We start from the raw sequence: 22,615 nt of genomic DNA, 5'->3' as shown, positions 1-22,615 counted from the left end.
ATTGATGTTGTATTTGTGTATTCACAAGGTTATGCAGGGTTACAGCTCACCAGAGTGCGGCAGAGAACAACGAAACAAGCCTCAGAAGGGACAGCTCAGGCAAACACCAAGGTGCTTAATACAAATTAAGCACCTTTAGACTAAAAATTTATTACAGTGCAATCGCTCAACGCGCTAAAAATTTCAGCTTATAAGCGCCTAAATCTTGATATTCAACTTCGGTCTCACATGCAAAATTAAGCTCAACAATACCCGCATAAGAGCCGGTAATGATCGCTTGTCCGGCATTAAAGCTTACGCCACGTTTACTCATGTAATTAATTAACCAATAGATAGGACTCACCGGATTTTGATTCGGATGCTCTCCAGCCAACTGTTGAGTTTGTTCACCTTGAGTAAAACTGATCTCAATATTACTGGCAGAAAAAGCCGCCGCTTTGTCAATTTCGGGACCAAGGAATAAACCTTGGTTGACTAAACCATCGGCTAATACTTCAAAGAAGGCAGCATTCTCGGTATCTGCAAAACGCCCTTGGATCAGCTCGAGAGCCATATGACAACGACCAATAGCCTGATCAATTTCCGCCTCACTATAATCTTTATCACGAGCGGGTAAATCTTGGCTTAATACAAAGGCAATTTCAGGCTCAACTCTTGCCACTCCGCCATCGGCGTAAAGTGAACAAGACTCCCCCCGTTGTACGAGATCGGCAAAGATAGGTGCAACAACTAACTTATCTTCAGCGAGGGGCAACAAACATTTCCAGCCGCCAATGCCATCTTCACGTAATTCGGTCATTTGCGCTTGAATGGCTAGCGCATCGTCAATAGATTGCGGGCGAAGTGTCGGCGCCAAACGTTTCGCCTTGATCGATGTATTCCGGTTGTTGAGCAAAGTTTGCGCGGCTTCAACGACATCCAATTCAATAATCATACAATACCACTATTAAAAAACATAAAAGCGGATAATACTCAGATATGTGCTTCACCGCCATGCGTGAATTAACAAAAACAGAACAAAAGCTAACAATTTTGTGGTGCTAAGGAGGCAACAAAGTCATTCAGCTCCTTACCCGGACTATAAGCAAAACTACGTTGGCAATGATTCAGATGAGTAATTCGGTCGACTCGAAAATTGCGAAAGCCCTGTCGAAGCTCACACCAAGCGAGCAGCGTCCAACTTCCTCGCCAAAAATAAATCGCTAATGGGCGCACTTCTCGTTCGCTCAGCTGCTGCTTTGCGTCTTGATAGAGCAGTTGTAGATACTCTCGTTCACGGGTCGCAGCACGTAGCGGATCCAAAAATCTAAATTCTTGCTGATCGATGTAAAAATCTGGCGCAAACATTAATGATTGATAGGCTTGTAAGCGCTCTGGCAATACGGCCTCAACCTTAATCATCACTTGTTTCGCCGCCGCAGCTAGCTCTTTCCCCGCCCAAGTCTGCGCCATCCGCATCCCAATCTGTATCGCTTCCAATTCTTGTTCATTAAACATTAATGGCGGCACATTAACCTCTTGCCGCAATATGTAGCCGACTCCCGCCTCACCTTCTATGGGAATACCACTGAGACACAAATCTTGCACATCGCGATAAATGGTGCGGGTAGAAACCTCCAAACGTTCGGCTAACTGCTGCGCAGTGGTCAAACGACGTAAACGTAAAATCTGCACCAACTGAAAGAGTCTGTCTGCCCGTCTCATATCCCTCTCTTCTCATCCACCGAAATGACAACTCGCCCAGAAAACCAAACGAGCTGTCAAGGAACCGCGATTACTGCTGTTTAGCCCATAGGCCGACTTTATTCCCCTCGCTATCCACAAACAAGCTAATATAGCCCTTTTCCCCGCCTTTAATTGGTGTCAGTGGTAACAATATTTGTACTCCAGCGCGACTCATGGTTTCCAATAAAGGATTCAGTTTATCCGTCACATGGAGGTACACAGTTGCGCCCTCAAGACTTGGTATCATTAACGGATGTTTACATAGGGCCACATTTGCACCATCCAATACTTCGGTTTCGATAATAGCCATTTCCATCATATCCATCACTTCACGATGAAAACTCAAGTTAAAATGTTGCTGGTAAAATGCGACGGCGCGCTCCATATCGGTGACTGCGATTTCGCCCCAAACTAAAGGTGCTACTGCTAACATGTGATTCTCCTTAACATAATTGGATGCCAATAAGATAGAGCCTTCTCTACCTTGTGATTGACAAAGCAACCATAAGCCCTCCCTACTGACAGCCTCCTGTCAGTAGGCTTTAGACTTTGCAAGAAACCATTTATCTTAAGGTGTGATATTGGCAGCAAGCGCTTAACGCGCGTGCAGCTCAAAACTCCCCCTACAACACTAGGCATCGTAGAATGCCAAATAAATAAACCTTAAATACAGTGTCAAGGTATTAACTAGAAATCATTAACTTCCGCTCGGTGAAGCCAAGATTGAACGGTACAGATTTGTTTCACGAAACGACTTCGTCTCGTTGGAAGCCGGTTTATTACAAACAAAATCGCCCTACCACCCAATAATACTTAGCGGATTTTTGTAAATGAACAATTCTGTACAAAACTTGGGGGGCCAATTAGGCTATGATGACGATCTTAAATTGCTAACAAGGAGGTGAGTGAAATGTCAAAAGAACAAGCACATTATCAGTTTGCCGATGAACTTGGTGGCATCGAAATTCTGCAGGCACACTATGAGAAACAAAACTTTTCTCGGCATAGCCATGAAGGTTTTACGGTTGGCATTATAGAGACTGGCGCACAGCGCTTTTATCGCACTGGCGGGGATCATATCGCGCCCAGCAATAGTATCATTTTAGTCAACGCCGATGAGATCCATAACGGCTGTTCCGCAAGCGAAGGGGGCTGGTCTTATCAAGCCATATATCCAACCCCCGAACAGTTTGCCGAAGTCAACCAAGCTCAGGGGCTAAGTGATAACTTTGCTCCCTACTTTACCCAAGCCGTGGTACAAGATGCAGCACTAGCGCAATTACTGCGAAATACCATCCACAGTTTAAACTACTCAAGCAATCGACTATTACGTGAGAGCTTGGTCTACGCTTGCCTAAGTCAACTAATGGCGAGCCATGGCAAAAGTGTGCCACCACAATGCTCACTCAAACCGGCCAGCAAGGCACTAATACTGGTAAAGCAGTGCTTAGACGAGCAGCCTGCCGCAAATGTATCTTTAAGTGAACTAGCCAGACTGGTACATCTCAGTCCTTGCCACTTGGCGAAGCAATTTGTGAAACGTTATGGTATGCCACCCCACGCTTATCAGATCCAAGCTCGGCTCAGGCAAGCGAAACAATTACTGCGCCAAGGTCAACCCTTGCTTAAAGTAGCCTTAGATTGTGGGTTCCATGATCAAAGCCACTTTCACCGCCATTTTAAGCGTGCGCTAGGCGTCAGTCCTGGCCGCTATGCTAAAGAAGTTCAGCTTTAATATAGGATCCCTGTGACAACTATCGGCTACATTCAACATTCCCGCTGGTCAAATAAAATCAGCGCATTTTTAAAGGGTACTTTGGCGGTATTACCACTGACGATTGCGGTGATCCCTTGGGGAATTCTAGCAGGCTCGTATGCCTTAGAATCAGGTTTAAGTCCCCTACAAAGCCAAGCCATGTCAGCCATTTTATTTGCCGGTTCGGCACAACTAGTGGCCACAGGCATGTTTAAACTTGGAGCCAGCCTGCTCAGTATGCTGCTCACCACGCTACTCATCACCTCGCGCCATTTGCTCTATAGCATGGCGATGCGCCCTCAGGTAAGCCAACTACCGCTCAAGTGGCGCTTTGTTTTAGGTTATTTACTCACCGATGAGTTATTTGCGATTGCCAATAAAGGCGTCGATAAACCCTTTGATCCTTGGTTTGCCCTCGGCGGCGGCCTAAGCTTCTATTTGGCTTGGAATATCGCCTCGGCAGTGGGCATTATTGCTGGCAGCAACATCGCAAATCTCGACAGCTGGGGACTCGATTTTGCCATCGCCGCCACCTTTATCGCGATAGTCGTGCCCAGTATCAAACAAGCTTCGGGCTTACTGTGTGTTTTGATTGCCTTGGTGAGCTCCGTCACTTGTGAATTATTTGCGATACCGGGTGGATTATTAATCTCGGCCATTTTAGCGATGAGTTTGGCCACCGCTTACGCGCGGTGGCGTGAGGAGACCCTATGATTTGGTTAAGCATTATTGCTATGGCAGGGATTGTTTTTGCCAGTCGCTATTTATTTTTAGAACCGCGTATTCCGCTACGTTTAGGCAAAGGTGCGCTACAATTTCTAAGTTACTCTGCACCTGCGGTGCTCACTGCTATTTTTGCCCCCATCGTTTTTGTTCGGGATGGACAGTTAAGCCTTGGATTCGATAACCCCTATCTAGTCTGTGCGGTACTCGCCACCTTACTGGCAATATTTACCCGCAATGCGCTCATTACCGCAGTCCTTAGCATGGCGATTTTCTTCTTGATTCACTAGCCAGCAAAAGGCGGACACATCTGTTATAATACGCCGAATAATGCACATGTAAGTGAAGTATTATTCTAAGAAGAATAGTATTAACGTGTTTTTTCGGCTGTTTACTCCGCGTAACTCAATATTACGCACAAGCTTACCCCCACGTTCTGGCTTCCTCGTGGTGTGATAGCAGTCATCATATTTCTGTCTTATGGCAGACCTGCCTAACAAGAGTTTTTAATGCGCTTAACTAAAAAAATAAATGCTCCGGTATTTTATTCATCCTTAATTATCACCTTATCGATCGCAATTTTTTCAGCCTTACGCCCCAAATATACAGGGACAAGCTTTAACCTGATTCAATCTTGGTTGGCGACGAATGTCAGCTGGATTTATGTTTTATCGGTTGCGATATTTCTTATTTTTGTCGTGTTCATTATGGTCAGCCGCTTAGGCGACATTAAATTGGGTCCCGACCATTCGGAACCCGACTACAGCAATATTTCTTGGTTTTCGATGTTATTCTCGGCCGGAATGGGCATTGGCCTGATGTTTTTTGGTGTAGCAGAGCCAGTAATGCACTATTTGTCACCGCCAGTGGGCGATCCTGCTAGCATTGCTGCCGCCAAAGAAGCGATGCGGATTACCTTTTTCCATTGGGGACTGCATGCCTGGGGGATTTATGCGGTAGTGGGGCTATCACTAGCCTACTTCAGCTATCGACATAAGCTGCCTTTATTACCCCGCTCATCTTTATACCCACTGATTGGTGATCGTATTTATGGGCCGATTGGCCATGCCACCGACACCTTTGCAGTGGTCGGGACAATTTTTGGTGTCGCCACCTCTTTGGGATTTGGCGTTCAACAGCTCAACGCTGGTTTAAGTTACTTATTTGATGTTCCACAAAACGAATGGGTACAGCTTGGCCTAATTGTTGTGGTGATTGGTTTGGCTACCGTGTCTGTGGTTTTAGGCTTAGATGGCGGGATTAAGCGCTTATCCAATCTGAATATGTTTTTAGCCTTGTTGCTACTCATTGCCATGTTATTGCTTGGTCCCAGCGAGTTGCTCTTAAAATCATACGTACAAAACACTGGCACCTATATGAGTGAGCTGGTCAGTAGTACCTTTAATTTATATGCTTACGATCGCAAAGAAGACTGGATTGGCGGTTGGACCATGTTGTATTGGGGATGGTGGGTTTCCTGGTCACCTTTTGTTGGGATATTTATTGCACGGGTTTCTCGTGGCCGAACTATTCGTGAATTTATTATTGGCGTGTTGTTTATCCCTTCAGGATTCACTTTCTTGTGGATGACCGTGTTTGGCAATACCGCAATTCATTTGATTGCTGGCGATGCGATGAGCGAATTAGCTTTAGCAGTCAATCACGATGTTGCCACTGCAATATTTGTGTTTTTTGAACAACTTCCTTTCTCGTCTCTGCTATCTGGTATTGCGGTATTGTTAGTGACCACTTTCTTTATCACCTCAGCTGACTCTGGCGCTTTGGTGATTGACACCTTAACTGCAGGCGGCGAAACCAATACCCCATTATGGCAACGAATTTTTTGGACCTTGTTAATTGGCTTTATTGCTGCAGCCTTATTATTTGCAGGCGGCTTAGCAGCCTTGCAAACTTTAACCATCGCTTCGGCGTTTCCGTTTATGTTTGTCTTACTGTGTTTTTGCTATGCCTTGTTAAAAGCACTAAAACACGACTACATGCTACAAAACAGCGTACAAACCCATAATACTTCGGTGCAATTTTCCAAGGCAAATATTTCATGGAAAGACCGCTTAGACTCACTGTTAGTTCACCCCTTAAGGCCCGAAGCACAAGGATTTGTGAGCCAAGTGGTACGCCCGGCATTTATGCAATTGGTCGAACACTTCAGTGCCAATGGGCTAAACGCCAAGTTAATTGAAGATAGTGAGAAAATCCGCTTAACCATTTATAAGGAAGAAGCTGAAAACTTCGCCTATGGGATCCGCTTACGTCACTTTGTGATGCCCAGCTATGCCGACGAAAAGCATAATGACTATTACCGAGCCGAAGTATTTCTATTACAAGGCGGCCAGCAATACGATGTATTTGGTTATACCGAAGACCAAATTATTGTTGATGTGATCAGCCAATACGAACGTCATTTGCATTTCTTATATTTAGCCAGCTCTGAAATATTAGAGGAAGAGGAAAGCCCGATGCAACAAGCAAGTCATGAGCAAATTTAATGCTTAATGATTAGTGACTAAAAAATAAGGCCAGAGACTTTGCTCTGGCCTTATTTTTCATGGTTTGTCACTACCGTTTATTGCTCCAACCACACTAAGGCAGTTTGTTCATTCTCAAAAATTTGCACTTCACCACTGACAAACCAGCGCCCCACCTTGGATGCCCATTCCAACCATTGCTTCTGACTTAAAATAGCTATTTTATCAAAATCTTGGCCGTATTTAAGACCGAGTCTAAAATCGTCCCAAGCGGCTCTAAGCTCCCAGCCTTCAAGTTCTGTGGCATCAAAAAAAACCCGAACCGGCGCATGCTTCACTTCAACTAAAGCCGCCTCAAGCAACGGAGTCACTTGTTGATAGTCCTGATGAGTCAAGGTGCCACAAGCTTTCATCGACAGCAATAAACGAGTTTCTAAGCGTTCAATTCCGATAGTAATGCCATGTCTGAGAATAGTCATGCCTTGCTCCCATGTAAATAATCCGCTACGGCGTTCCTTACAGTATGGTAGAGATTGAAGCGCTCATCGTGAATTGTCTGGTGATTAATTCAAGCCTTTGATCTAAAACAATTCAACTACATTAACTCAGACCACAATCGCTGCACTTGCGTCATAATATCGGCATAGGGTTGTTGCTCACAACGCGCAAAGCCCGGCAACGCTTTAATTTTCAAACGAGTAAATAAAGGCACATTAATACCCGCCAAAAAACGACAAGCTAAGGTTTGGCTAAATGCCCCATCGGCTTTACTGTGTATATGTTGTTGCAAGCCTTGTAAGTCACTCAATAACTGACTTTGATTAGGCACCATCGGAATTTGTGAATGACTCAAGCGAGCCACCTTTCCTCGACATACACTACAGTGACCACAACGCTGCGGTGCCTGCCGATCATCAAAGTATCCCGCGAGTTGGTAACTCAAACAGCTATCTAACTCAAAAAAACCGACTAACTTGGCAATTCGTTGAATTTCTTTGGTTTCTTTATCACAAAAATAATGATGCAAGTTAGCGGCGAGAGTCGGCTCTGCCAACGCGCTTAAATTGAGTTGATAGACCTCGGTAATCTTTTTAGTTTCTAGCTCTATCAAACCTTGCTCATGTAGGTACTCTAGAGCGGCCACCACCCTTGAGCGTTCCGCACGATAACTTTGATATAAGCTGTCGAAGTTTAAGCTACCCCATATTTTCTTCATTTGGGTATGCTCAAAAATGGCCGCAATAAATTGCTGTCGCTCGCCCTTGAACATCGCCAACAACGCTGCCTTGTCTTGAATAAACTTGTAGCGGAAGTCGGCATAGTAGGCGTACAAGGGCTTGATCAGCCCCTGCATCTCCATCTGCACCAGCAGGGTCTTTAGCGGTAACTGGCGAATATTTGCAGCACTCGACAAACGATTTAACTGTAACTCCCACTGTTCACCCTGGCCCTCTTGACGAATGTTTTCCAAAACATATTCAATCGCGTTCAGCTCCGGTGTATCACCATAGACAAAGTTTTCCACGGTGCTTAAACCGTCCAGATTGGCCAGTGTCACACACTGCGATGGCAAGCCATCGCGCCCTGCGCGACCAATTTCCTGGCTATAATTTTCAATCGATTTGGGCAAGTCATAATGCACCACAAAACGGATATTGGCTTTATCAACCCCCATGCCAAAAGCAATGGTGGCCACCACGACTTGCAGCTTATCTTGCATGAAATCGTTTTGCGTTTGCTGACGTTGCTCGTTACTAAAACCCGCATGATAGGCTTGGGCGTTGACCTGATGGGCTCGTAAGTGATTGGCTACTTGCTCGGCGGTATGTTGCAGCGTCACATAAACAATACCCGCGCCCTGTTGTTGACTGATCAGCTGCAACAAGGCCTGATCTTTTGCTTGCGAGGTCACCGCCGTCACCGTTAAATCAAGATTACTACGATAGAAGCCAGTCTGTATAATGGCTTGTTCACTGATTGCAAAACGCCGCGCCATATCTAATTTGACTTGCTTGGTGGCAGTTGCTGTTAACAGCAACACCAAGGGAATATTCAGTTGTTCCCGGTAAGTTGGCAATTTCAAATAGTCGGGTCGAAAGTTATGCCCCCATTCCGAGATACAGTGCGCTTCGTCCACCACTAGCATCGATAAAGGCACCGCTTGAATAAATTGGCGGAAGCGCTCATTTTTAAATCGTTCCACCGAAACCATCAGGATCTTGGTTTGGCCACTGCGCACCTCGCTCATCACTTGCTGATTTTGCGCCGGGCTCAAGCTTGAATCAAGGCTAGCCGCCGCAATACCCTTGGCATGTAAAAACTCTAATTGATCTTTAATTAAGGCCAATAAAGGTGAAACTACCAAAGTTAAATGCGGGAGCTGCAAGGCACTAAACTGATAACACAAAGACTTGCCCGAGCCCGTTGGAAAAATGGCCAGAGTCGATTGGCCCGCCAGCAACTGACGAACCGCCTGTTGTTGGCCAGGGCGAAAGGAATCGAAGCCAAAACTGGCCTGAAGTTGCTGCTCTAGGGAAGCGCTCATGAAAAACCTTATGCGGGGTTAACAAGGGAACGAGAAGACCATTAGTATACCGACTATCTCTTAAGCTGTATGCGCCTTAAGCCTTTAATGAGAAACATCTATACGATAAAACGTTGCTTGTACGTAGTCGTCTGGCTCACCCGACTTATTTTGATTGTATACCCCTGCCTTAAAGTACATATATTGACCGCCTTGATCATAACCACTGTGCGACATGTCGAGCTGTTGCACGATATCCTCATCGCCCGCTTTTTTCAGCGTAACCGTCAGCAAGTTGCCGCTCACCGCAATGCGGTAAGTAAAACGCTCATTCAGCGCAATCCCGTTTTCCGGTTCGGGGGCTGAGCTAGACTTGCTGCCAATCATTTCAATCCACTGATTTTTTCGACCAATGCGGTCATGTGCAAAATAAATAGAACCTTTTTGATGTTGTGGCAGTTTACGATAATAGAGCCGAATTGGTTCATCGTGGTTGGCATGGATTTGCCCGATCACCACTCGCCCCACCTGACGTTTATCACCCGTAGTCGTGACATAATTAACCGCAAGCTCGGCTTCCATCACCCCGTCAACCGCGCCCGCTAAACGCTGGTCTTGCTCCGGGGCTGAAGAAAAAACCCAATTATTGCGCGTCACCCCTTGGCTTTTGATCTGCTTATCGCCCGCGCGCAGCATTTCGCGTAACTCCGAACGTGTATAGCTGGTATTCGATGAAGTTTTTGGCCCCTGAACGGGCGAGCGAAATACCAAGCGGTCGGCTGTCACTTCAAAATAAGGTGAATACGCAAAGCCCGCGACCAACTCGCGCTCTTTAATATTATCGGCTCGGCCATTGTGCGTCTCATCAACCGGAATACTTAGCATCCAACGCTGTAGATCAGTAACCGCCTGAGCATTCGAAACCCAAAACATAAGTAACAGAGTGATATTAAACACGGAGACTATTTTCAATTAAGTTTTCACCAAACCGGAATTAAGACTTTGCTTAGTCTAACGAAAAAGCGTAGACCATGAGTTGACAACGCTCGATTTGTCATACAATTCAAGAAAAGCACTTTAAACTATACTCGATGCCCTCGGCCTGCGCGCAACAAAAAAACTGGTCATACAGCGCTACTTTTCGATCAAAGCCTTTACCGCCAAACCAACAAATACGCTAATCGCAACACTTAACAAAGTTCCCAGCATCACGTATTCCGTGAGTTTGCGATCACTTTTCCCGGTTAAATCACCGAAGCGAAAAATCGATTTCGCCGCCACAATAAAGCCGATGGCGGCAAACTGGTTTATCAGTACGCAAGTGAGCACTAAGCTGCGCTCGACCATACCAATTGTCTGACCCGCCGAATCAAGGGTCGGTTGAGTCGACGGAACACTGGGGGTCCAACGTTTTAATAACAATGCCAATAGCCATGAACTGGGTTTAAGAACCAGCAGGTAAGCCAGCACCACCAGCAGACCACCCGCATCGACCAGTTGCAGCAACTTTTGGGTAAAGCCTTCCCAATGGTTGGTTAAATCAACCAATAACACCATTAGTACGGCCAAATGAATAATTTGTTGTCCGAATAAATAGGCGGCACTCAAAGGTAAGTAAGCGCCAACTAAAGGAATAATAAGGCTTGCAAAGAACAAGGTGATACAAGCCAGTGCTAACTGTATCGAAACGCCGATAAATAAGCTGGTAATGCCCGCAAATAACAGCGTGATAAATAAAGCGCGTATATACAAGGCTGCAGCGCGTAACTTCGTCTGTTGGATCTGCTCGGGCCAACGTCGAGGACTGAGATAAAATTCAAATACAACATAAGCGCAGCCCACACTAGTGAGCATCAATAGTAAGGGTTCCATTAAAAAATTCTTCCGTAAGTTGCCTAAATAGTTGGCGGTATTCGTCGAGAAGCAAATACTGTGATTGATTCAATAACTTGGTGGCATTAACTCGGGAGCTATTCAAACACTTGGCTAAGGCCGCATGGCTTGGCTCGCTGAGCTGCCAATAGGTGGCTAAGGCGTGGGCTTGTTTGACTGTAAGCTCTTGGATCTGCAAATCAACAAACTTGGTGAGTAAGTCAATCCCACGTAAAAACTGCGGATTGTCGGCAAAAATGGCTAAATACTGGCGCTTTAAGCTATCTAAACCGCGCCCCGATAACACAAAGGCTTGGCCACTAGAACGCGACACATATTCATCTAAAGGGTCGATTTGGCCAATCCCTATGCCAATGCGAGCATCAAAACCTTGCCGTTTCGAGCCAAACGATTTTAAGGCTAAGCGGATGGTTAAAGCGCAGTCGATAGCGCAACCAGGCTGATTCACCACCAGTTGAAAAGCATCCCCACGGAACATTTCATAACGCGCATCGTAACGCTCGCAAAGTAAACTTAAACTTTGGTTTAAGCACCCAATCAGTTCAGCAAAAATGTCCGCTGGTAAGTCGCTGGAGCCCACAATATCTCCACTTAACACTGCAACATCGGCCATAAACATCCTTTAGTTGGAGGGTCCCCTCAACGAATAGTAACTCAAATAGATTACATTGTAAAAAGTAACCTTATTTAGTTACTTTTTGCAATGTAAACGATTTTAAAGCGAGGATCACTGTTACCAAAACTTTGGCAAGTTTGATAGTGATTGCTTGCAAGCTGCTCCAGTGGCGTGTTTTGCCAACCATTAGGGGTTCCCCGGAATTCCCATTCTGCCTGAGCAGAAAGAGAAGCGGTTAACAGCCCCAGTAAAACTACCTTGTTCATGATATTTCCTTAATTCGAATGTATCTGTTAGCCAAGCTCTAATGACTCTTTCGGTCATTTCCAGACTGACCATAATCGACTCTTCTGAAAAAGTGCGCATGAAAACAAACAAACTGAGGCTTCAGTCAAATAAACATCTCCAATTTGTGATTGAAAAGGATTTCATTTTATTGTTATACAAATGGCAGTGTTTATATCCTGAATGGTAAATTCATTGAGGATGATTTTGCTATGATCAACTAGCGGGAGTGATGAAACTTATCGCACCAGCCTGCTAAACAAACAACAGTCTGGGCAATAGAAATCGCTAAGCTCGATATAAATAAAAAGGCCCTAGGCCAGTACGACCTAGGGCAAACTCTTAAAAAATGCTACTTAGTTCCTCTGACATGCTACTCACTTTGAGTACGCAGCATCACGATTCAGCCAAGTTAAAGCATTTAATGAGAGGCTACTCGTTTATAGTTATAAAATCGCTGGCCACAACCCCTTCAGCTAAGGCAAGCGCCCCCGGAGTGGTCTCACTAATCACAATCTCATGATTAACCGAGAAGGTAAGCGGTGCTACATTTGAGACATCTGATGATGGTGAAACATAAACACGATAGGTACCGGGTTCAACAATCCATTGATGATGTTCAGCATCAAAACTAGCCAAAGTCTCCGCCGAGATGTTAAAGCTTAAAGTTTGTGATTCACCTGCATTTAAAAGTTTAGTTTTAGCAAATGCTTTTAGCTCAATAGTTGGTTTTTTCAACTTAACTTCGGGTGCTGAAACATACACCTGAGCCGCTTCTTTTCCTGCCACATTGCCTACATTGCTAATCGTTGCGGTCACGGTGACTTGGCCAGACGCACCATCGGAAGCAAAAGTGTTTGCACTGATACCAGTATCGCTATAACTAAAGTCGGTATACGACAAACCATAACCAAATGGGTAGGCGACACTCTTATCAAACGAGGTGTAGTATCGATAACCAACATAAATGCCCTCGTTATAATACGACTTATCCGCCAGCCCATCGGCATCAACATCGACACCGGGGAAAGTTGTTGCCGATGGTACATCAGCATAAGAAGCAGGTATGGTTTGCGCCAATTTACCACTCGGATTGACCTCACCCGAGATAATATCAGCAACCGCGACCCCAGTTTCTTGCCCCCCCATATAGGCGAGAAGAATGGCATCAACTTTACTTCCCCACTGCGAAGTATCGACTAAGCCGTTAACATTCAGTACCACGGTGACCGTTTTACCCTTGGCGTGGAAGGCACTGGATACTGCGTCAATGATTTCCAATTCTTCATCCGTTAACAGATAGTCTCCTTGAGTATTGGTGCGGTCTTCACCTTCACCCGCCTGACGCCCCAAGGTAATGATTGCTGCATCGTTTGATTCAGCCGCTTCTGCGATCAGCGTTGGTAAGTTTGCGTTATCAGAAACCGAAGGTTCATCGGCAAAAAGATAGCTGCCAAGCAAGGCTTGTTTGCTGTAACTGTTTTCGTTGAAGTAATCCGTATAAAAAGTTTTCAAGTCAGCATTTAAGGTGTAGTACTGTGCCAAACCACTGGCAATATCAACGGTATAAGCCGCATTCACATCGCCGCTACCGGTGCCGCCTTTTAAGGTATTAATTTGCACAGTCCCAAATGAGGCTAAGCTTTTACCTTTACTCAACGGTAAGGCTGAAGCATTATTTTGCAAAAGAATCATCCCTTCTGCAGCCGCTTCTCGCGCAAGCGCCGCGTGACTATTTAAGTCTGGATTGTTTGAATAGTCATACTGTTTATAAGACGGTGTTTTTTGTACTTGGGTTAAAATCGCCACCACACTGGTATCGACTTGTTCCTCTGTTAACACACCCTTTTCAAGCGCAGCTTCTAAATCACCTTTCAAATTACCAGGCTCAATTAAATTATTGCCAGCCGCGATTTGTTTGCCAGCTGAGTCTTCATCCCGTCCAACCATGCCGGAAAAGTCAGTTGAAAATCCTGCAACATTGCCAGCAAACCAATCTGACATGACCAAGCCGGTGTAATCCCATTCGTTGCGTAGAATATCGGTCAGTATATCTGCGCGTTGATTGACATAAGTGCCATTAATCAAATTGTAAGGACTCATGATTGCCCACGGCTTCGATTGCTCAACCGCGATTTTAAAACCTCTTAAGTAAATTTCTCGAAGTGTTCTGGGATCGGCAACTGAATCAAGAAAGAAGCGATTGGTCTCGGCATTATTTGCGAAGAAGTGTTTAAGAGTTGCGCCGATGCCATTAGACTGAAGACCGTTCACCATAGCCGAAGCGATCATCCCCGACAAAACCGGATCTTCAGAGTAATACTCAAAATTTCGACCCGATAAAGGGTTACGTTGAATATTCATGCCGGGACCTAACAGTATATCCACGCCATATTCTAAAACTTCATTCCCTTGAGCCTGGCCTACTTGCTCAACTAGCTCGGTATTCCAGGTGGAAGCAAGTAAGGTCCCGATAGGCCAAGCCGTTGCATAGTAAGTACCACCAAGCCCTTCTCTGGTTGGGGATATACGTAAACCAGCGGGGCCATCGGCTAATTTAACCGCCGGGATACTTAAACTATCACTGCTTACCCCGTTAATATAGCCCGCGACACCGTCTACTTGTTTCTCTTCAGGTAGGTTAATTGGATCGATCCCAGCATAAGTGCTTAAATCCATCCCAGGGCCCGCAACAATATCGAGCTTCTCACTGAGGGTCAGGCTTTTAAGCATCGATTCTGCGAGTGTTTTATAATAAGTGTCACTGGTTCTGTCTACTGTGACTTCGTCATCATCGTTACACCCAGCAATCATGCCACTCAAAGTAATGGTCACGGCCAATGCAACAAGACCTACTTTGGGTTTTAGCTCTAACATATCCTTCACTCCTTGATCTAATTTTATTAGTTTTTATACGGTAAAATTGCTGGTGACATGAATATGGAAGCGCATCCAAAGAATTTCTCTCAATGACGATATCGCGCATATTTTTTCAACACACAGCTAATCTACAACCATTTGATTCTATAGAGTAAAGACCACCATAAGCTTTACCCAAAGGAGCAAAATTTACCTTTGAGGGGCTAAAACTTTGTTTTAAGAGGTGCTAGGAAAAATTACAATTGGTTACAAATTGTCACATATAGCAAGGAATGATTGACCCGTTTAATTTTGATACTTGATATGTTCCAGATAAAAGCTTACTAGGCGCAGCCAGCAGTGTGCCGTAAAGTGAAGCGAGCAAAGACACTCAAGCCTTTCTTTTAAAAATTGGCAGAGGTTCGCCATGAACCACTCCAATAACTGGGTAATATAAATTTTCGTTAATAAATAAGCGGATAAGGAGTGACCGAAGACACCTCAACAGCGAAACCTTTAAACACAACTTATTTTAAAAGGGAGCCGTGTAGCAGCTTAGATTGGTTGTTTAAGGGAGGGGAATTAGTTATCACCATCATTGACACTATAGAGGCGTCAATGATGGTCGAAGCCACCTATTATCCGGCGGCCTGCTTGCTTGAGTTTTGCCAAATAATATCGAATTGCAGGATCCCTTCGGGAATGTCTATAGCGTCAAGGTATTCAGAATTCAGGACCATCCGACTTTCAATTTTATCTGGCGCAACAAGAAGTGATTCAAGCATAGTAATTCTCTCTGGCGGTTCAATCCCAGACATGATGAAATCTTTATCGTGAGCTGACAAACAGCGAACCAAGAACTGCCCTTCCGAGGTGCATGCGGGATTCCTGCGCTTAAGGGCTTGGGCAAGCGGCGCAGGAATATTATCTTCGATCAAAACGCCTACCAACAAAAGTCCCTCCCATCCATCGGCCTGACCAAGAGCCTTGCCTTGAAAAATCGGTTTAAACTCTGAATTGCAGACTTCAATCCAGCCTTTCCATTGCGCAACACACGCTTCAATCTCACTTTTATTGAAGGGCTTTTGTGCTTGGCGGCTTTCGGTTCGCCAATAAAAAAACATCAAGATAATGATAGCCAACAAGGCAATGACAACTGCAATGCCCATACGCATATCCTTTAAGAAGAAAGTTAATCTTAATAACAAAAAATACTATATTTTCTATGAGTATCTCAGTGAAATAGTGAGCAAAGAGATCGTCACTCATCACCCTTTGTTATGACGCAAGTAGTAGAATCAAGCGTGATAAGGCACCAATAATAAATTAGTGCAGTAAACTCTCACAGTTTAGTCATTTAGGCTTGGTATACGCTTCATTTCATGCCTGCGCCAACGGTTGCTCTTACAGGTATATCTTTGGGCTCAAAATCATCCAAGCAAAACACATTGATCCCAAGATAATCAGGCGTCACCCGCTTTCGATGAAACGGGTAAATACCGCAGATTTTACAGAAAAAATGTTTCGCGGTATGGCTATGGAATTGATACTCGCTCAACGATGACTCACCGGTAAGTAGAGTAAACTCAGTTTCATGAACCTTCACCATTAAAGCGTTTTTACGTCGACAAATAGAACAATCACAGGTCGTTAGTTCACTAAAGTCACTGTTTATTTTGAACTTAACTGAACCACAGTGGCAACTGCCAATGTATTCCTTCGCTGGTTTCATCACTATCCCTTGATATTTAAGCCATCTACCCTAAATGGATAAATAGCATTACCATTGCACAGCACCAAATTCAACCTCTGTATCGAGTGATGTCGAAAGTTTACGATAACTATCAACCACAACGATCAATACATCAAAGCGCTTACCCAAATAAAGCATTTAGCCAAGACACAATAAATCTATCGTTAACCACAATCACACTTCATCGCTTGGCCGGTAAGGCTCTTCTTGCGGTAAATGGCTCACCAACAACTTAAGATAAAACATCGGTAAAAACCATTCGAGACCTAAGGCTGCGGGTAATACATAGAGCGAAATCAACAAGGCTCCAGAATACAAGGCCATCGCCATAGGCCTTTGCAAATATAAAACGGTCGTTAAAATCAGCCAAGCCGCACCCATCATATAGAGCCCAGCAATACCAATCCAGACAAAATCAAAATCTAAGAAACACCACGAAATCAAACTCAATTGGAGAAAATGCAGCGCAATAAAATTCAGGTGTTGTTTGCGTCCCTGCCCCACTCGGTGATACCAGCGCTTTGCACTAGAAGTAGCATTGGTAATAATTCCACCCATCACATCAAATGCAATCAAGGCCGCCACTATGTTTTGCCACCAAGTCCACTCAGCACCAAGTTGCCAAGCGTTCAGTAAAGCGGCAATTGCAGCAACAGCTGGAATGATGGTTTGCAAGCCCCACTCAGCCCGAGTAGCTCCAGGGCCAATAAATTTATCGATCGCGCCAGCAAGACCGCGGCGAGGTTGGGGATAACGCCAATTAATAAACATCATATAATTCCTTTCGAGCTTATCTGTGAGCCAATATTCAGAGGTCTAAAATCGAAATAAGCAGCAATAGCATGATATACAGCAGTTCATGATCTGGGATTGTACTTAAGCACTTGGCATTTTAGACCAACTGGACTATAAAATATCAGCTTGCGACTGATTTGCCAAAGACTTATAGTCCAAACGGACTATAAAAGGACAGGTTATGCCCAAAATTGTCGATCGCCAGCAGTACAAACAAAAGCTTGCCACGCAAGCTGCACAGCTGTTCTTAAAGCACGGTTACTCACAACTTGGCATGCGCCAACTGGCTCTAGAATTAGGCTTGTCGAAAAGCGCGCTGTACCATTACTTTCCTAGTAAAGAGAGTTTATTTTCTGCAAGTCTCGAGGCCATCACTCAGCAAGGCATGCAATTATCGCAGCTCTGCTTAACCGCGCCTTTAACTGAACGAGTTGATGCGCTGCTATCACTGATGCAACAAATTGAACAACGGTTTGCGAATGAAATAGGGTTAGTACTCGACTACATTCGAGGCATGAATAGCCAGCAAGTTCGTGCTGATCAGCATATGCAACTCGCCGAAAAAAAGTACCTTGAACTCATTGCTCAATATGTCGGAGAGCAATCAGCAAAAAAAACCTACCACATTTTGATGGGAGTGATGTTGGGCCGTTTAATGGATGGGCAAACAACCACTTGGGATGAAGCTAAAATTTGGCTGTTAAGTGCGCTCAATACGCCTTAACTGATCCAGTAGATTTAAAAAGTCTGTTCTGTCACAAGTTCAAACGACCACAAGTTCAAACGACAGCCATTAATAGAGTCACTTCGGCAATCTCACCGATAGTGCTCTAAACGGATGGTTTGCCTAGACTAAATACTAGTCATAGGGCGAAGTAGCAGCCGAAACAAATCATAATGTCGTGCGTACCCGATTCATATCAAGCGATACAATAAAAACCAAGACTTAATGCTCAGCCCCAATCACAAGGTCATATTCCTCAGGACTCGGTGTTTCAAAGTAACTATCGAACAAACTCACATCCTTTTCTTCTATTTTAAAAGAATGGGGATCAGAGCCCGCATTGCGTAGGCGGTTTCGCGCCAGGCGCTCTTCATCGGTCAGCGAAAAGTAAATCATGCTAACCACCATACCTTGCGCTTCAAAAAAACGCTTCGCTTGTACGCGTGCGGCTCGGCTCCAAAAACCCCAATCGATGTAAACATCGATCCCCAAATTTAATAACTTTAAGGCTAAGTTCTGTTGGTAAGCACAACAACTATCATAGCTATCGTCAATTTGCTCTCGAGTTGGCTCTGAGCCAAAAATACTAAGATGTAACTCGTCTAACGACAACAAAATAGCCCTCCCTTGCTGAACCTGTTTTCTGGCATAGGTGGTCTTGCCACTCGCAACTTTTCCGCATAACAGGTAAACCCGCCCCACTTGCTTCATTAAGTTTTCTCCTAAATTCGTTTCGAGACCGAGAATCATGGCTTGCAATTTAAAGGACGAAGAATAACTCTTTAGTCTCGCAAGAGAGACTAAATCTTCCCCCCTATACTTGTAAAGCACTCTCCTTTGGCGATGGAAAGCGAATCATAAACTGCAACAAACAAATGAGGCGCTCCTTCACCACGGAACGGATTAAGCAAGGACCCATTTTTAATGGTGGCACGCCGGAATCAGCTTAGCTTGCGATGCGACAAAATGTCTTGAATATGCTCTTCGAGCCAATCCGCCAAACCCACCACATGCACCGCAACTTCGGCACCCAAGGGCGTTAAACTATACTCCACATGAGGTGGTACAACCTGAAAATCAGTACGCTGTACAAAACCATCTTGTTCCAGCATTTTTAAGGTTTGTGCCAACATTTTTTCACTCACCCCCTGGATAAGACGGCGCAACTCACTAAATCGATAAGCTGGTCCTTGGTTCAGTTTAAGGGCTATCAGCACCAAGCCGCCCCACCGATTGGTGATATGTTTTAAGACTTCGCGTGAGGGGCATTGAGCAGAAAAAACATCACCACGGATGAAACGTTCTGAAAACCCTACTTTTGGCTGCTGGCCATATTCTTCATCCACTCTTTTCATACTTACCTTTTGGTGCGTACTTACTATATGTTAGCGAGTCGTTTATTCTACGCCTCAACGCGATAAAATTAATAGGAGAAAATATGATTTTAATTACAGGTGCCACTGGTCAACTTGGACGTTTAGTAATTGACGCTCTATTAAAAAGAACCGATGCCAGTCAAATTGTTGCTGCCGTGCGCAACCTTGACAACGCAAAAGACTTCGCTGAAAAAGGGATCCAGCTCCGACTTGCTGACTACGATCAACCAGAAACACTGAACACAGCATTTAAAGGTATCACTAAGTTATTATTGATTTCTTCAAGTGATATGCAGAATCGACAATCTCAGCATCACAATGTCATTACCGCCGCCAAACTTACGGGCATCCCTTTTATTGCCTATACCAGCCTATTAAACGCGGATAGCTCCCCCTTAGCACTGGCAGCAGATCATATTGCAACGGAAAAACTATTAGCAGAATCAGGGATCCCTCACGCCCTATTGCGCAACGGCTGGTATACCGAAAACTACACAATGAATATTCCTATGGCCCTAACCCACGGTGTGATATGTGGTAGTTCAGCTGACGGTAAATATTCAACCGCTCCCCGCCTCGATTATGCAGAAGCCGCAGCGGTAGTGCTCACCAGCGACAAACAAGCTGGTAAGGTTTACGAATTAGCCGGCGATAAAGCATTTACACTTAGTGAATACGCGGCAGCAGTTAGCAAAGCAGCAGGCCAAGTCATTGCTTATAAAGATATGCCAGAAGCAGAGTTTGCTCAGTTATTACTTGGCGCGGGCTTACCAGAAGGATTTGCCACTCTTTTGGCTAATTCAGAGGTTGGTGCAGCCAAAGGTGGACTCTATAGTGAAAGCCGCGACCTGTCACGCCTCATTGGTCGTCCAACCATTGCCCTTGAAGATACCATCAAAGCCACGCTTGAAGGCATCTGATGACAAATTGTCTGCGTCCACGATAACATTGAAAATGGGGTAAACTTCGGCGTTCTCGCTCAAGTTTGCCCTCAACGATGAGTCGAAATTCTGCAAATATTTAGACCGCCATTCTAATTGGCGGGTTGTTCAATTGAAGCCCTAAGGTGGGGCTGTCTTGAATATCTCTTTGAATATCTTTTGAATATCGTCCTTCTACTTATATGAATATCCTAAGGATTATGAGGGGATTCGCTAGAGTGCGGCGTTATGTGAGCCTCAATTTTATGGCATTTATATTATGAACAACTTATTTACATATGTATCGATAATAACCAACTCACTCGAAAATCAATTGATTGTTGAGCGAAATCTTGTAAATGAGTTAGTTGAAGATGATGGGGTTGTTACTCAATATTCAGAGCAAATAGTTAAGTTTAGAAATGGTGTAACGATAAAGGACAAATATTTAGACAGCAGGACAAATATTTAGACAGCCATCTCAACTAGCCAGAACTCGGTAATAGTCTAAACTATCAATAGTGTTTTTTTGGAGTTATTGCCATGCCTAGGTCAAGACAGTCGCAAGTGAGCTTATCGGATACACCTTATTATCACTGTGTTTCCCGCTGTGTTCGGCGGGCTTTTTTATGTGGCGAAGACAAGCAAACGGGCAAGAACTATGAGCATCGACGACAGTGGGTGGAAGACTATTTGCTGCAACTTGCCGCGGTGTTTGCCATTGATGTCTGTGCTTATGCAGTGATGAGTAATCATACCCATGTGGTATTGCATATTGATAAGGCCAAAGCCGAAGCCTGGTCCATGGATGAAGTCTTGGAACGCTGGCATTGTTTGCACCAAGGCACCTTACTGACTCAGATGTATCTCAATTCTGAGTTACGTCCAAAGTTAAGTGAGGTGCAACTACAGGCCATTCACGCCACCGCCGAAGTGTATCGGACTCGCCTCTTTGATTTAAGCTGGTTTATGCTCCATTTGAATGAATACATTGCTCGAGCTGCCAATAAAGAAGACCAATGTACCGGTCGTTTTTGGGAGGGGCGTTTTAAATCTCAAGCGCTTTTAGATGAAGCAGCCCTAGCAGCTTGTATGGCCTATGTGGATTTAAACCCGGTTCGCTCAAATATAGCGAGTACGCCTGAAACCTCAGACCACACCAGTATCAAACAGCGCATTCAGCAAGCCAAACAAGGGCAACAGCCCAAACCTCTGATGCCCTTTGTCGGCAATCCCAGAGAAACCATGCCCGAAGGTTTACCCTTCGAGTTACAAGATTACCTGCAACTGGTGGAACTTACCGGTCGAGTTATCAGAGAAGATAAACGTGGCTATATCGATGATGCACAAGCGCCCATTTTACAGCGCTTACAAATCGATGAAGAAAGCTGGTTAGCCTTAAGCACTGGCTTAGAGCATCACTTTGCCAGCGTGGTTGGGGCTGGGCATTCACTAGAACGCTATAAGCGTGAGCACAATCAACTTCGCATCAAAGGCATGGCAGCTGCCAAGCGCTGGCTGGATCTAGATTAAGAACTTACAGGTTCAATTTCATTGACTCGCGAGTGATTCAGGTTATCTAGAATCGCAGCGCTTGCCGTCTTGCTTGTTGCAGATTTTCGTTGTAAAAACGTGTATTAAGATTGCAATTTTCAGTATCAGGCTGCTTTTTATGCGGATGATAAGTAATGTTCATTGCATGATGTTGGCTGTTCAATTGAAGCCCAAAAGTGGCTGTCTAGAATAACTGAGAATAACTCGTTTTAACACTCGGGGAGGATGGAAAATGTTTATAGCAGTCTATGAGTTTGAAATAAAAGAAGGCACGGAAGCGTCATTTCGAGAAGCATGGCTTGAAGTGACAAAGGTAATTTATCAGCATTGTGGTAGTTTTGGCTCAAGACTTCACCTATCTGATAAGCCTAATATTTTAGTGGGTTATGCACAGTGGCCTAGTCGAGAGCAATGGGAAAAAGACCACAAATTAACGGGTTTGCTGTACGAAAATGCTCGCGAAGAAATGCGTAATTGCTTGGTCCAATCGAGAACAGTTTATAAGTTAGAAGTCAGCGATGACTATCTGCAAACCACTTTGGCTTCAGAGTACGAACAAAAAATAACTACAAAATAACTAGACAGCCATTCTAATTGGTCTTGAATATCGCTTACTTAGAATATCT

Annotated in this window: 23 protein-coding genes; 8 read left to right on the top strand and 15 right to left on the bottom strand. The window is 44.6% G+C overall.

Annotated elements, in window-relative coordinates; genetic code table 11:
• Positions 1-166: 166 nt before the first annotated feature.
• The 3 genes from ACRRS1_RS06315 to ACRRS1_RS06305 all read right to left on the bottom strand — a co-directional run bounded on the left by ACRRS1_RS06315 (position 167) and on the right by ACRRS1_RS06305 (position 2,158).
• Positions 167-934, bottom strand: a complete 768-nt coding sequence (locus ACRRS1_RS06315) for a hydratase (RefSeq protein ID WP_432454000.1) — start codon at positions 932-934, stop codon at positions 167-169.
• Between the two features lie 89 nt (positions 935-1,023).
• Positions 1,024-1,704: a helix-turn-helix transcriptional regulator gene (locus ACRRS1_RS06310; protein WP_432454001.1), complete on the bottom strand. Its 681-nt coding sequence runs from the start codon at positions 1,702-1,704 to the stop codon at positions 1,024-1,026.
• 70 nt (positions 1,705-1,774) lie between these two features.
• Positions 1,775-2,158: a VOC family protein gene (locus tag ACRRS1_RS06305; protein WP_432454002.1), complete on the bottom strand. Its 384-nt coding sequence runs from the start codon at positions 2,156-2,158 to the stop codon at positions 1,775-1,777.
• Positions 2,159-2,635: 477 nt separating this feature from the next.
• Here ACRRS1_RS06305 and ACRRS1_RS06300 point away from each other — a divergent pair, with 477 nt between their 5' ends.
• The 4 genes from ACRRS1_RS06300 (at position 2,636) to ACRRS1_RS06285 (ending at position 6,711) form a co-directional block, all read left to right on the top strand.
• The gene (locus ACRRS1_RS06300) at positions 2,636-3,460 is read left to right on the top strand and encodes an AraC family transcriptional regulator (RefSeq protein WP_432468149.1); all 825 of its coding nucleotides are present in this window, start codon (positions 2,636-2,638) and stop codon (positions 3,458-3,460) included.
• A 6-nt stretch (positions 3,461-3,466) separates the two neighbouring features.
• Entirely contained in the window at positions 3,467-4,195 is a 729-nt protein-coding gene (locus tag ACRRS1_RS06295; protein ID WP_432461099.1) for an AzlC family ABC transporter permease, read from the top strand.
• The gene (locus tag ACRRS1_RS06290) at positions 4,192-4,494 is read left to right on the top strand and encodes an AzlD domain-containing protein (RefSeq protein WP_432454004.1); all 303 of its coding nucleotides are present in this window, start codon (positions 4,192-4,194) and stop codon (positions 4,492-4,494) included. Before ACRRS1_RS06295 ends, ACRRS1_RS06290 begins: the two co-directional genes overlap by 4 nt.
• A 219-nt stretch (positions 4,495-4,713) precedes the next feature.
• Positions 4,714-6,711, top strand: a complete 1,998-nt coding sequence (locus tag ACRRS1_RS06285) for a BCCT family transporter (RefSeq protein WP_432454005.1) — start codon at positions 4,714-4,716, stop codon at positions 6,709-6,711.
• A gap of 77 nt (positions 6,712-6,788) precedes the next feature.
• On the opposite strand, the gene ACRRS1_RS06280 is transcribed toward ACRRS1_RS06285, so the two are convergent.
• The 10 genes from ACRRS1_RS06280 to ACRRS1_RS06235 all read right to left on the bottom strand — a co-directional run bounded on the left by ACRRS1_RS06280 (position 6,789) and on the right by ACRRS1_RS06235 (position 17,394).
• The gene (locus tag ACRRS1_RS06280; RefSeq protein WP_432454006.1) at positions 6,789-7,169 is read right to left on the bottom strand and encodes an STAS/SEC14 domain-containing protein; all 381 of its coding nucleotides are present in this window, start codon (positions 7,167-7,169) and stop codon (positions 6,789-6,791) included.
• A 116-nt stretch (positions 7,170-7,285) separates the two neighbouring features.
• On the bottom strand, positions 7,286-9,235 hold the full coding sequence (locus tag ACRRS1_RS06275; protein WP_432464613.1) for a RecQ family ATP-dependent DNA helicase: 1,950 nt from the start codon (positions 9,233-9,235) through the stop codon (positions 7,286-7,288).
• Between the two features lie 84 nt (positions 9,236-9,319).
• Positions 9,320-10,186 carry a polysaccharide lyase family 7 protein gene (locus ACRRS1_RS06270; protein ID WP_432468150.1) on the bottom strand — a complete coding sequence of 289 codons (867 nt, stop codon included), beginning with the start codon at positions 10,184-10,186 and terminating at the stop codon, positions 9,320-9,322.
• A 162-nt stretch (positions 10,187-10,348) separates the two neighbouring features.
• Positions 10,349-11,086 carry a hypothetical protein gene (locus ACRRS1_RS06265; RefSeq protein ID WP_432468152.1) on the bottom strand — a complete coding sequence of 246 codons (738 nt, stop codon included), beginning with the start codon at positions 11,084-11,086 and terminating at the stop codon, positions 10,349-10,351.
• Positions 11,058-11,720, bottom strand: a complete 663-nt coding sequence (locus ACRRS1_RS06260; RefSeq protein ID WP_432464610.1) for a hypothetical protein — start codon at positions 11,718-11,720, stop codon at positions 11,058-11,060. The genes ACRRS1_RS06265 and ACRRS1_RS06260 overlap by 29 nt, the downstream gene beginning before the upstream one ends.
• A gap of 74 nt (positions 11,721-11,794) precedes the next feature.
• Positions 11,795-11,989 carry a hypothetical protein gene (locus ACRRS1_RS06255; protein ID WP_432454011.1) on the bottom strand — a complete coding sequence of 65 codons (195 nt, stop codon included), beginning with the start codon at positions 11,987-11,989 and terminating at the stop codon, positions 11,795-11,797.
• Between the two features lie 451 nt (positions 11,990-12,440).
• Positions 12,441-14,885, bottom strand: coding sequence for a beta-glucosidase (locus tag ACRRS1_RS06250; protein ID WP_432468154.1), 2,445 nt, complete (start codon positions 14,883-14,885; stop codon positions 12,441-12,443).
• A 620-nt stretch (positions 14,886-15,505) separates the two neighbouring features.
• A complete protein-coding gene (locus tag ACRRS1_RS06245; protein WP_432468155.1) occupies positions 15,506-16,075 on the bottom strand; it encodes a hypothetical protein in 570 nt (189 codons plus the stop codon).
• Between the two features lie 167 nt (positions 16,076-16,242).
• Positions 16,243-16,599, bottom strand: a complete 357-nt coding sequence (locus ACRRS1_RS06240; protein WP_432454014.1) for a GFA family protein — start codon at positions 16,597-16,599, stop codon at positions 16,243-16,245.
• 195 nt (positions 16,600-16,794) lie between these two features.
• A complete protein-coding gene (locus ACRRS1_RS06235; RefSeq protein WP_432454015.1) occupies positions 16,795-17,394 on the bottom strand; it encodes a hypothetical protein in 600 nt (199 codons plus the stop codon).
• A gap of 202 nt (positions 17,395-17,596) precedes the next feature.
• On the opposite strand from ACRRS1_RS06235, the gene ACRRS1_RS06230 reads away from it, so the two are divergent.
• Positions 17,597-18,139, top strand: coding sequence for a TetR/AcrR family transcriptional regulator (locus ACRRS1_RS06230; RefSeq protein WP_432468157.1), 543 nt, complete (start codon positions 17,597-17,599; stop codon positions 18,137-18,139).
• Positions 18,140-18,361: 222 nt separating this feature from the next.
• Here ACRRS1_RS06230 and ACRRS1_RS06225 read toward each other — a convergent pair whose 3' ends face one another.
• Positions 18,362-18,850 (bottom strand): AAA family ATPase, encoded by a 489-nt coding sequence (locus ACRRS1_RS06225; RefSeq protein WP_432468159.1) that lies wholly within the window; start codon positions 18,848-18,850, stop codon positions 18,362-18,364.
• 230 nt (positions 18,851-19,080) lie between these two features.
• Positions 19,081-19,494 (bottom strand): winged helix-turn-helix transcriptional regulator, encoded by a 414-nt coding sequence (locus ACRRS1_RS06220; protein ID WP_432468161.1) that lies wholly within the window; start codon positions 19,492-19,494, stop codon positions 19,081-19,083.
• 83 nt (positions 19,495-19,577) lie between these two features.
• Here ACRRS1_RS06220 and ACRRS1_RS06215 point away from each other — a divergent pair, with 83 nt between their 5' ends.
• The 3 genes from ACRRS1_RS06215 (at position 19,578) to ACRRS1_RS06205 (ending at position 22,566) form a co-directional block, all read left to right on the top strand.
• A complete protein-coding gene (locus ACRRS1_RS06215; protein ID WP_432468163.1) occupies positions 19,578-20,435 on the top strand; it encodes an SDR family oxidoreductase in 858 nt (285 codons plus the stop codon).
• Positions 20,436-20,978: 543 nt separating this feature from the next.
• Positions 20,979-21,968, top strand: a complete 990-nt coding sequence (locus tag ACRRS1_RS06210; protein ID WP_432468165.1) for a transposase — start codon at positions 20,979-20,981, stop codon at positions 21,966-21,968.
• Between the two features lie 253 nt (positions 21,969-22,221).
• Entirely contained in the window at positions 22,222-22,566 is a 345-nt protein-coding gene (locus ACRRS1_RS06205; protein ID WP_432468167.1) for an antibiotic biosynthesis monooxygenase family protein, read from the top strand.
• Positions 22,567-22,615: the final 49 nt, after the last annotated feature.

Source organism: Agarivorans sp. Z349TD_8, assembly GCF_050870825.2.
Classification (GTDB): domain Bacteria; phylum Pseudomonadota; class Gammaproteobacteria; order Enterobacterales; family Celerinatantimonadaceae; genus Agarivorans.
Note: the sequence above shows the minus strand (reverse complement) of the source record. Positions and strands in the feature narration are given on the sequence as shown.

Coding starts and splice junctions, on each gene's coding strand:
- ACRRS1_RS06300 (WP_432468149.1), top strand. CDS start 2,636: ATGTCAAAAGAACAAGCACATTATCAGTTTGCCGATGAACTTGGTGGC.
- ACRRS1_RS06315 (WP_432454000.1), bottom strand. CDS start 934: ATGATTATTGAATTGGATGTCGTTGAAGCCGCGCAAACTTTGCTCAAC.
- ACRRS1_RS06220 (WP_432468161.1), bottom strand. CDS start 19,494: ATGAAAAGAGTGGATGAAGAATATGGCCAGCAGCCAAAAGTAGGGTTT.
- ACRRS1_RS06250 (WP_432468154.1), bottom strand. CDS start 14,885: ATGTTAGAGCTAAAACCCAAAGTAGGTCTTGTTGCATTGGCCGTGACC.
- ACRRS1_RS06215 (WP_432468163.1), top strand. CDS start 19,578: ATGATTTTAATTACAGGTGCCACTGGTCAACTTGGACGTTTAGTAATT.
- ACRRS1_RS06230 (WP_432468157.1), top strand. CDS start 17,597: ATGCCCAAAATTGTCGATCGCCAGCAGTACAAACAAAAGCTTGCCACG.
- ACRRS1_RS06305 (WP_432454002.1), bottom strand. CDS start 2,158: ATGTTAGCAGTAGCACCTTTAGTTTGGGGCGAAATCGCAGTCACCGAT.
- ACRRS1_RS06280 (WP_432454006.1), bottom strand. CDS start 7,169: ATGACTATTCTCAGACATGGCATTACTATCGGAATTGAACGCTTAGAA.
- ACRRS1_RS06210 (WP_432468165.1), top strand. CDS start 20,979: ATGCCTAGGTCAAGACAGTCGCAAGTGAGCTTATCGGATACACCTTAT.
- ACRRS1_RS06285 (WP_432454005.1), top strand. CDS start 4,714: ATGCGCTTAACTAAAAAAATAAATGCTCCGGTATTTTATTCATCCTTA.
- ACRRS1_RS06205 (WP_432468167.1), top strand. CDS start 22,222: ATGTTTATAGCAGTCTATGAGTTTGAAATAAAAGAAGGCACGGAAGCG.
- ACRRS1_RS06260 (WP_432464610.1), bottom strand. CDS start 11,720: ATGGCCGATGTTGCAGTGTTAAGTGGAGATATTGTGGGCTCCAGCGAC.
- ACRRS1_RS06310 (WP_432454001.1), bottom strand. CDS start 1,704: ATGAGACGGGCAGACAGACTCTTTCAGTTGGTGCAGATTTTACGTTTA.
- ACRRS1_RS06265 (WP_432468152.1), bottom strand. CDS start 11,086: ATGGAACCCTTACTATTGATGCTCACTAGTGTGGGCTGCGCTTATGTT.
- ACRRS1_RS06275 (WP_432464613.1), bottom strand. CDS start 9,235: ATGAGCGCTTCCCTAGAGCAGCAACTTCAGGCCAGTTTTGGCTTCGAT.
- ACRRS1_RS06240 (WP_432454014.1), bottom strand. CDS start 16,599: ATGAAACCAGCGAAGGAATACATTGGCAGTTGCCACTGTGGTTCAGTT.
- ACRRS1_RS06255 (WP_432454011.1), bottom strand. CDS start 11,989: ATGAACAAGGTAGTTTTACTGGGGCTGTTAACCGCTTCTCTTTCTGCT.
- ACRRS1_RS06225 (WP_432468159.1), bottom strand. CDS start 18,850: ATGAAGCAAGTGGGGCGGGTTTACCTGTTATGCGGAAAAGTTGCGAGT.
- ACRRS1_RS06290 (WP_432454004.1), top strand. CDS start 4,192: ATGATTTGGTTAAGCATTATTGCTATGGCAGGGATTGTTTTTGCCAGT.
- ACRRS1_RS06235 (WP_432454015.1), bottom strand. CDS start 17,394: ATGATGTTTATTAATTGGCGTTATCCCCAACCTCGCCGCGGTCTTGCT.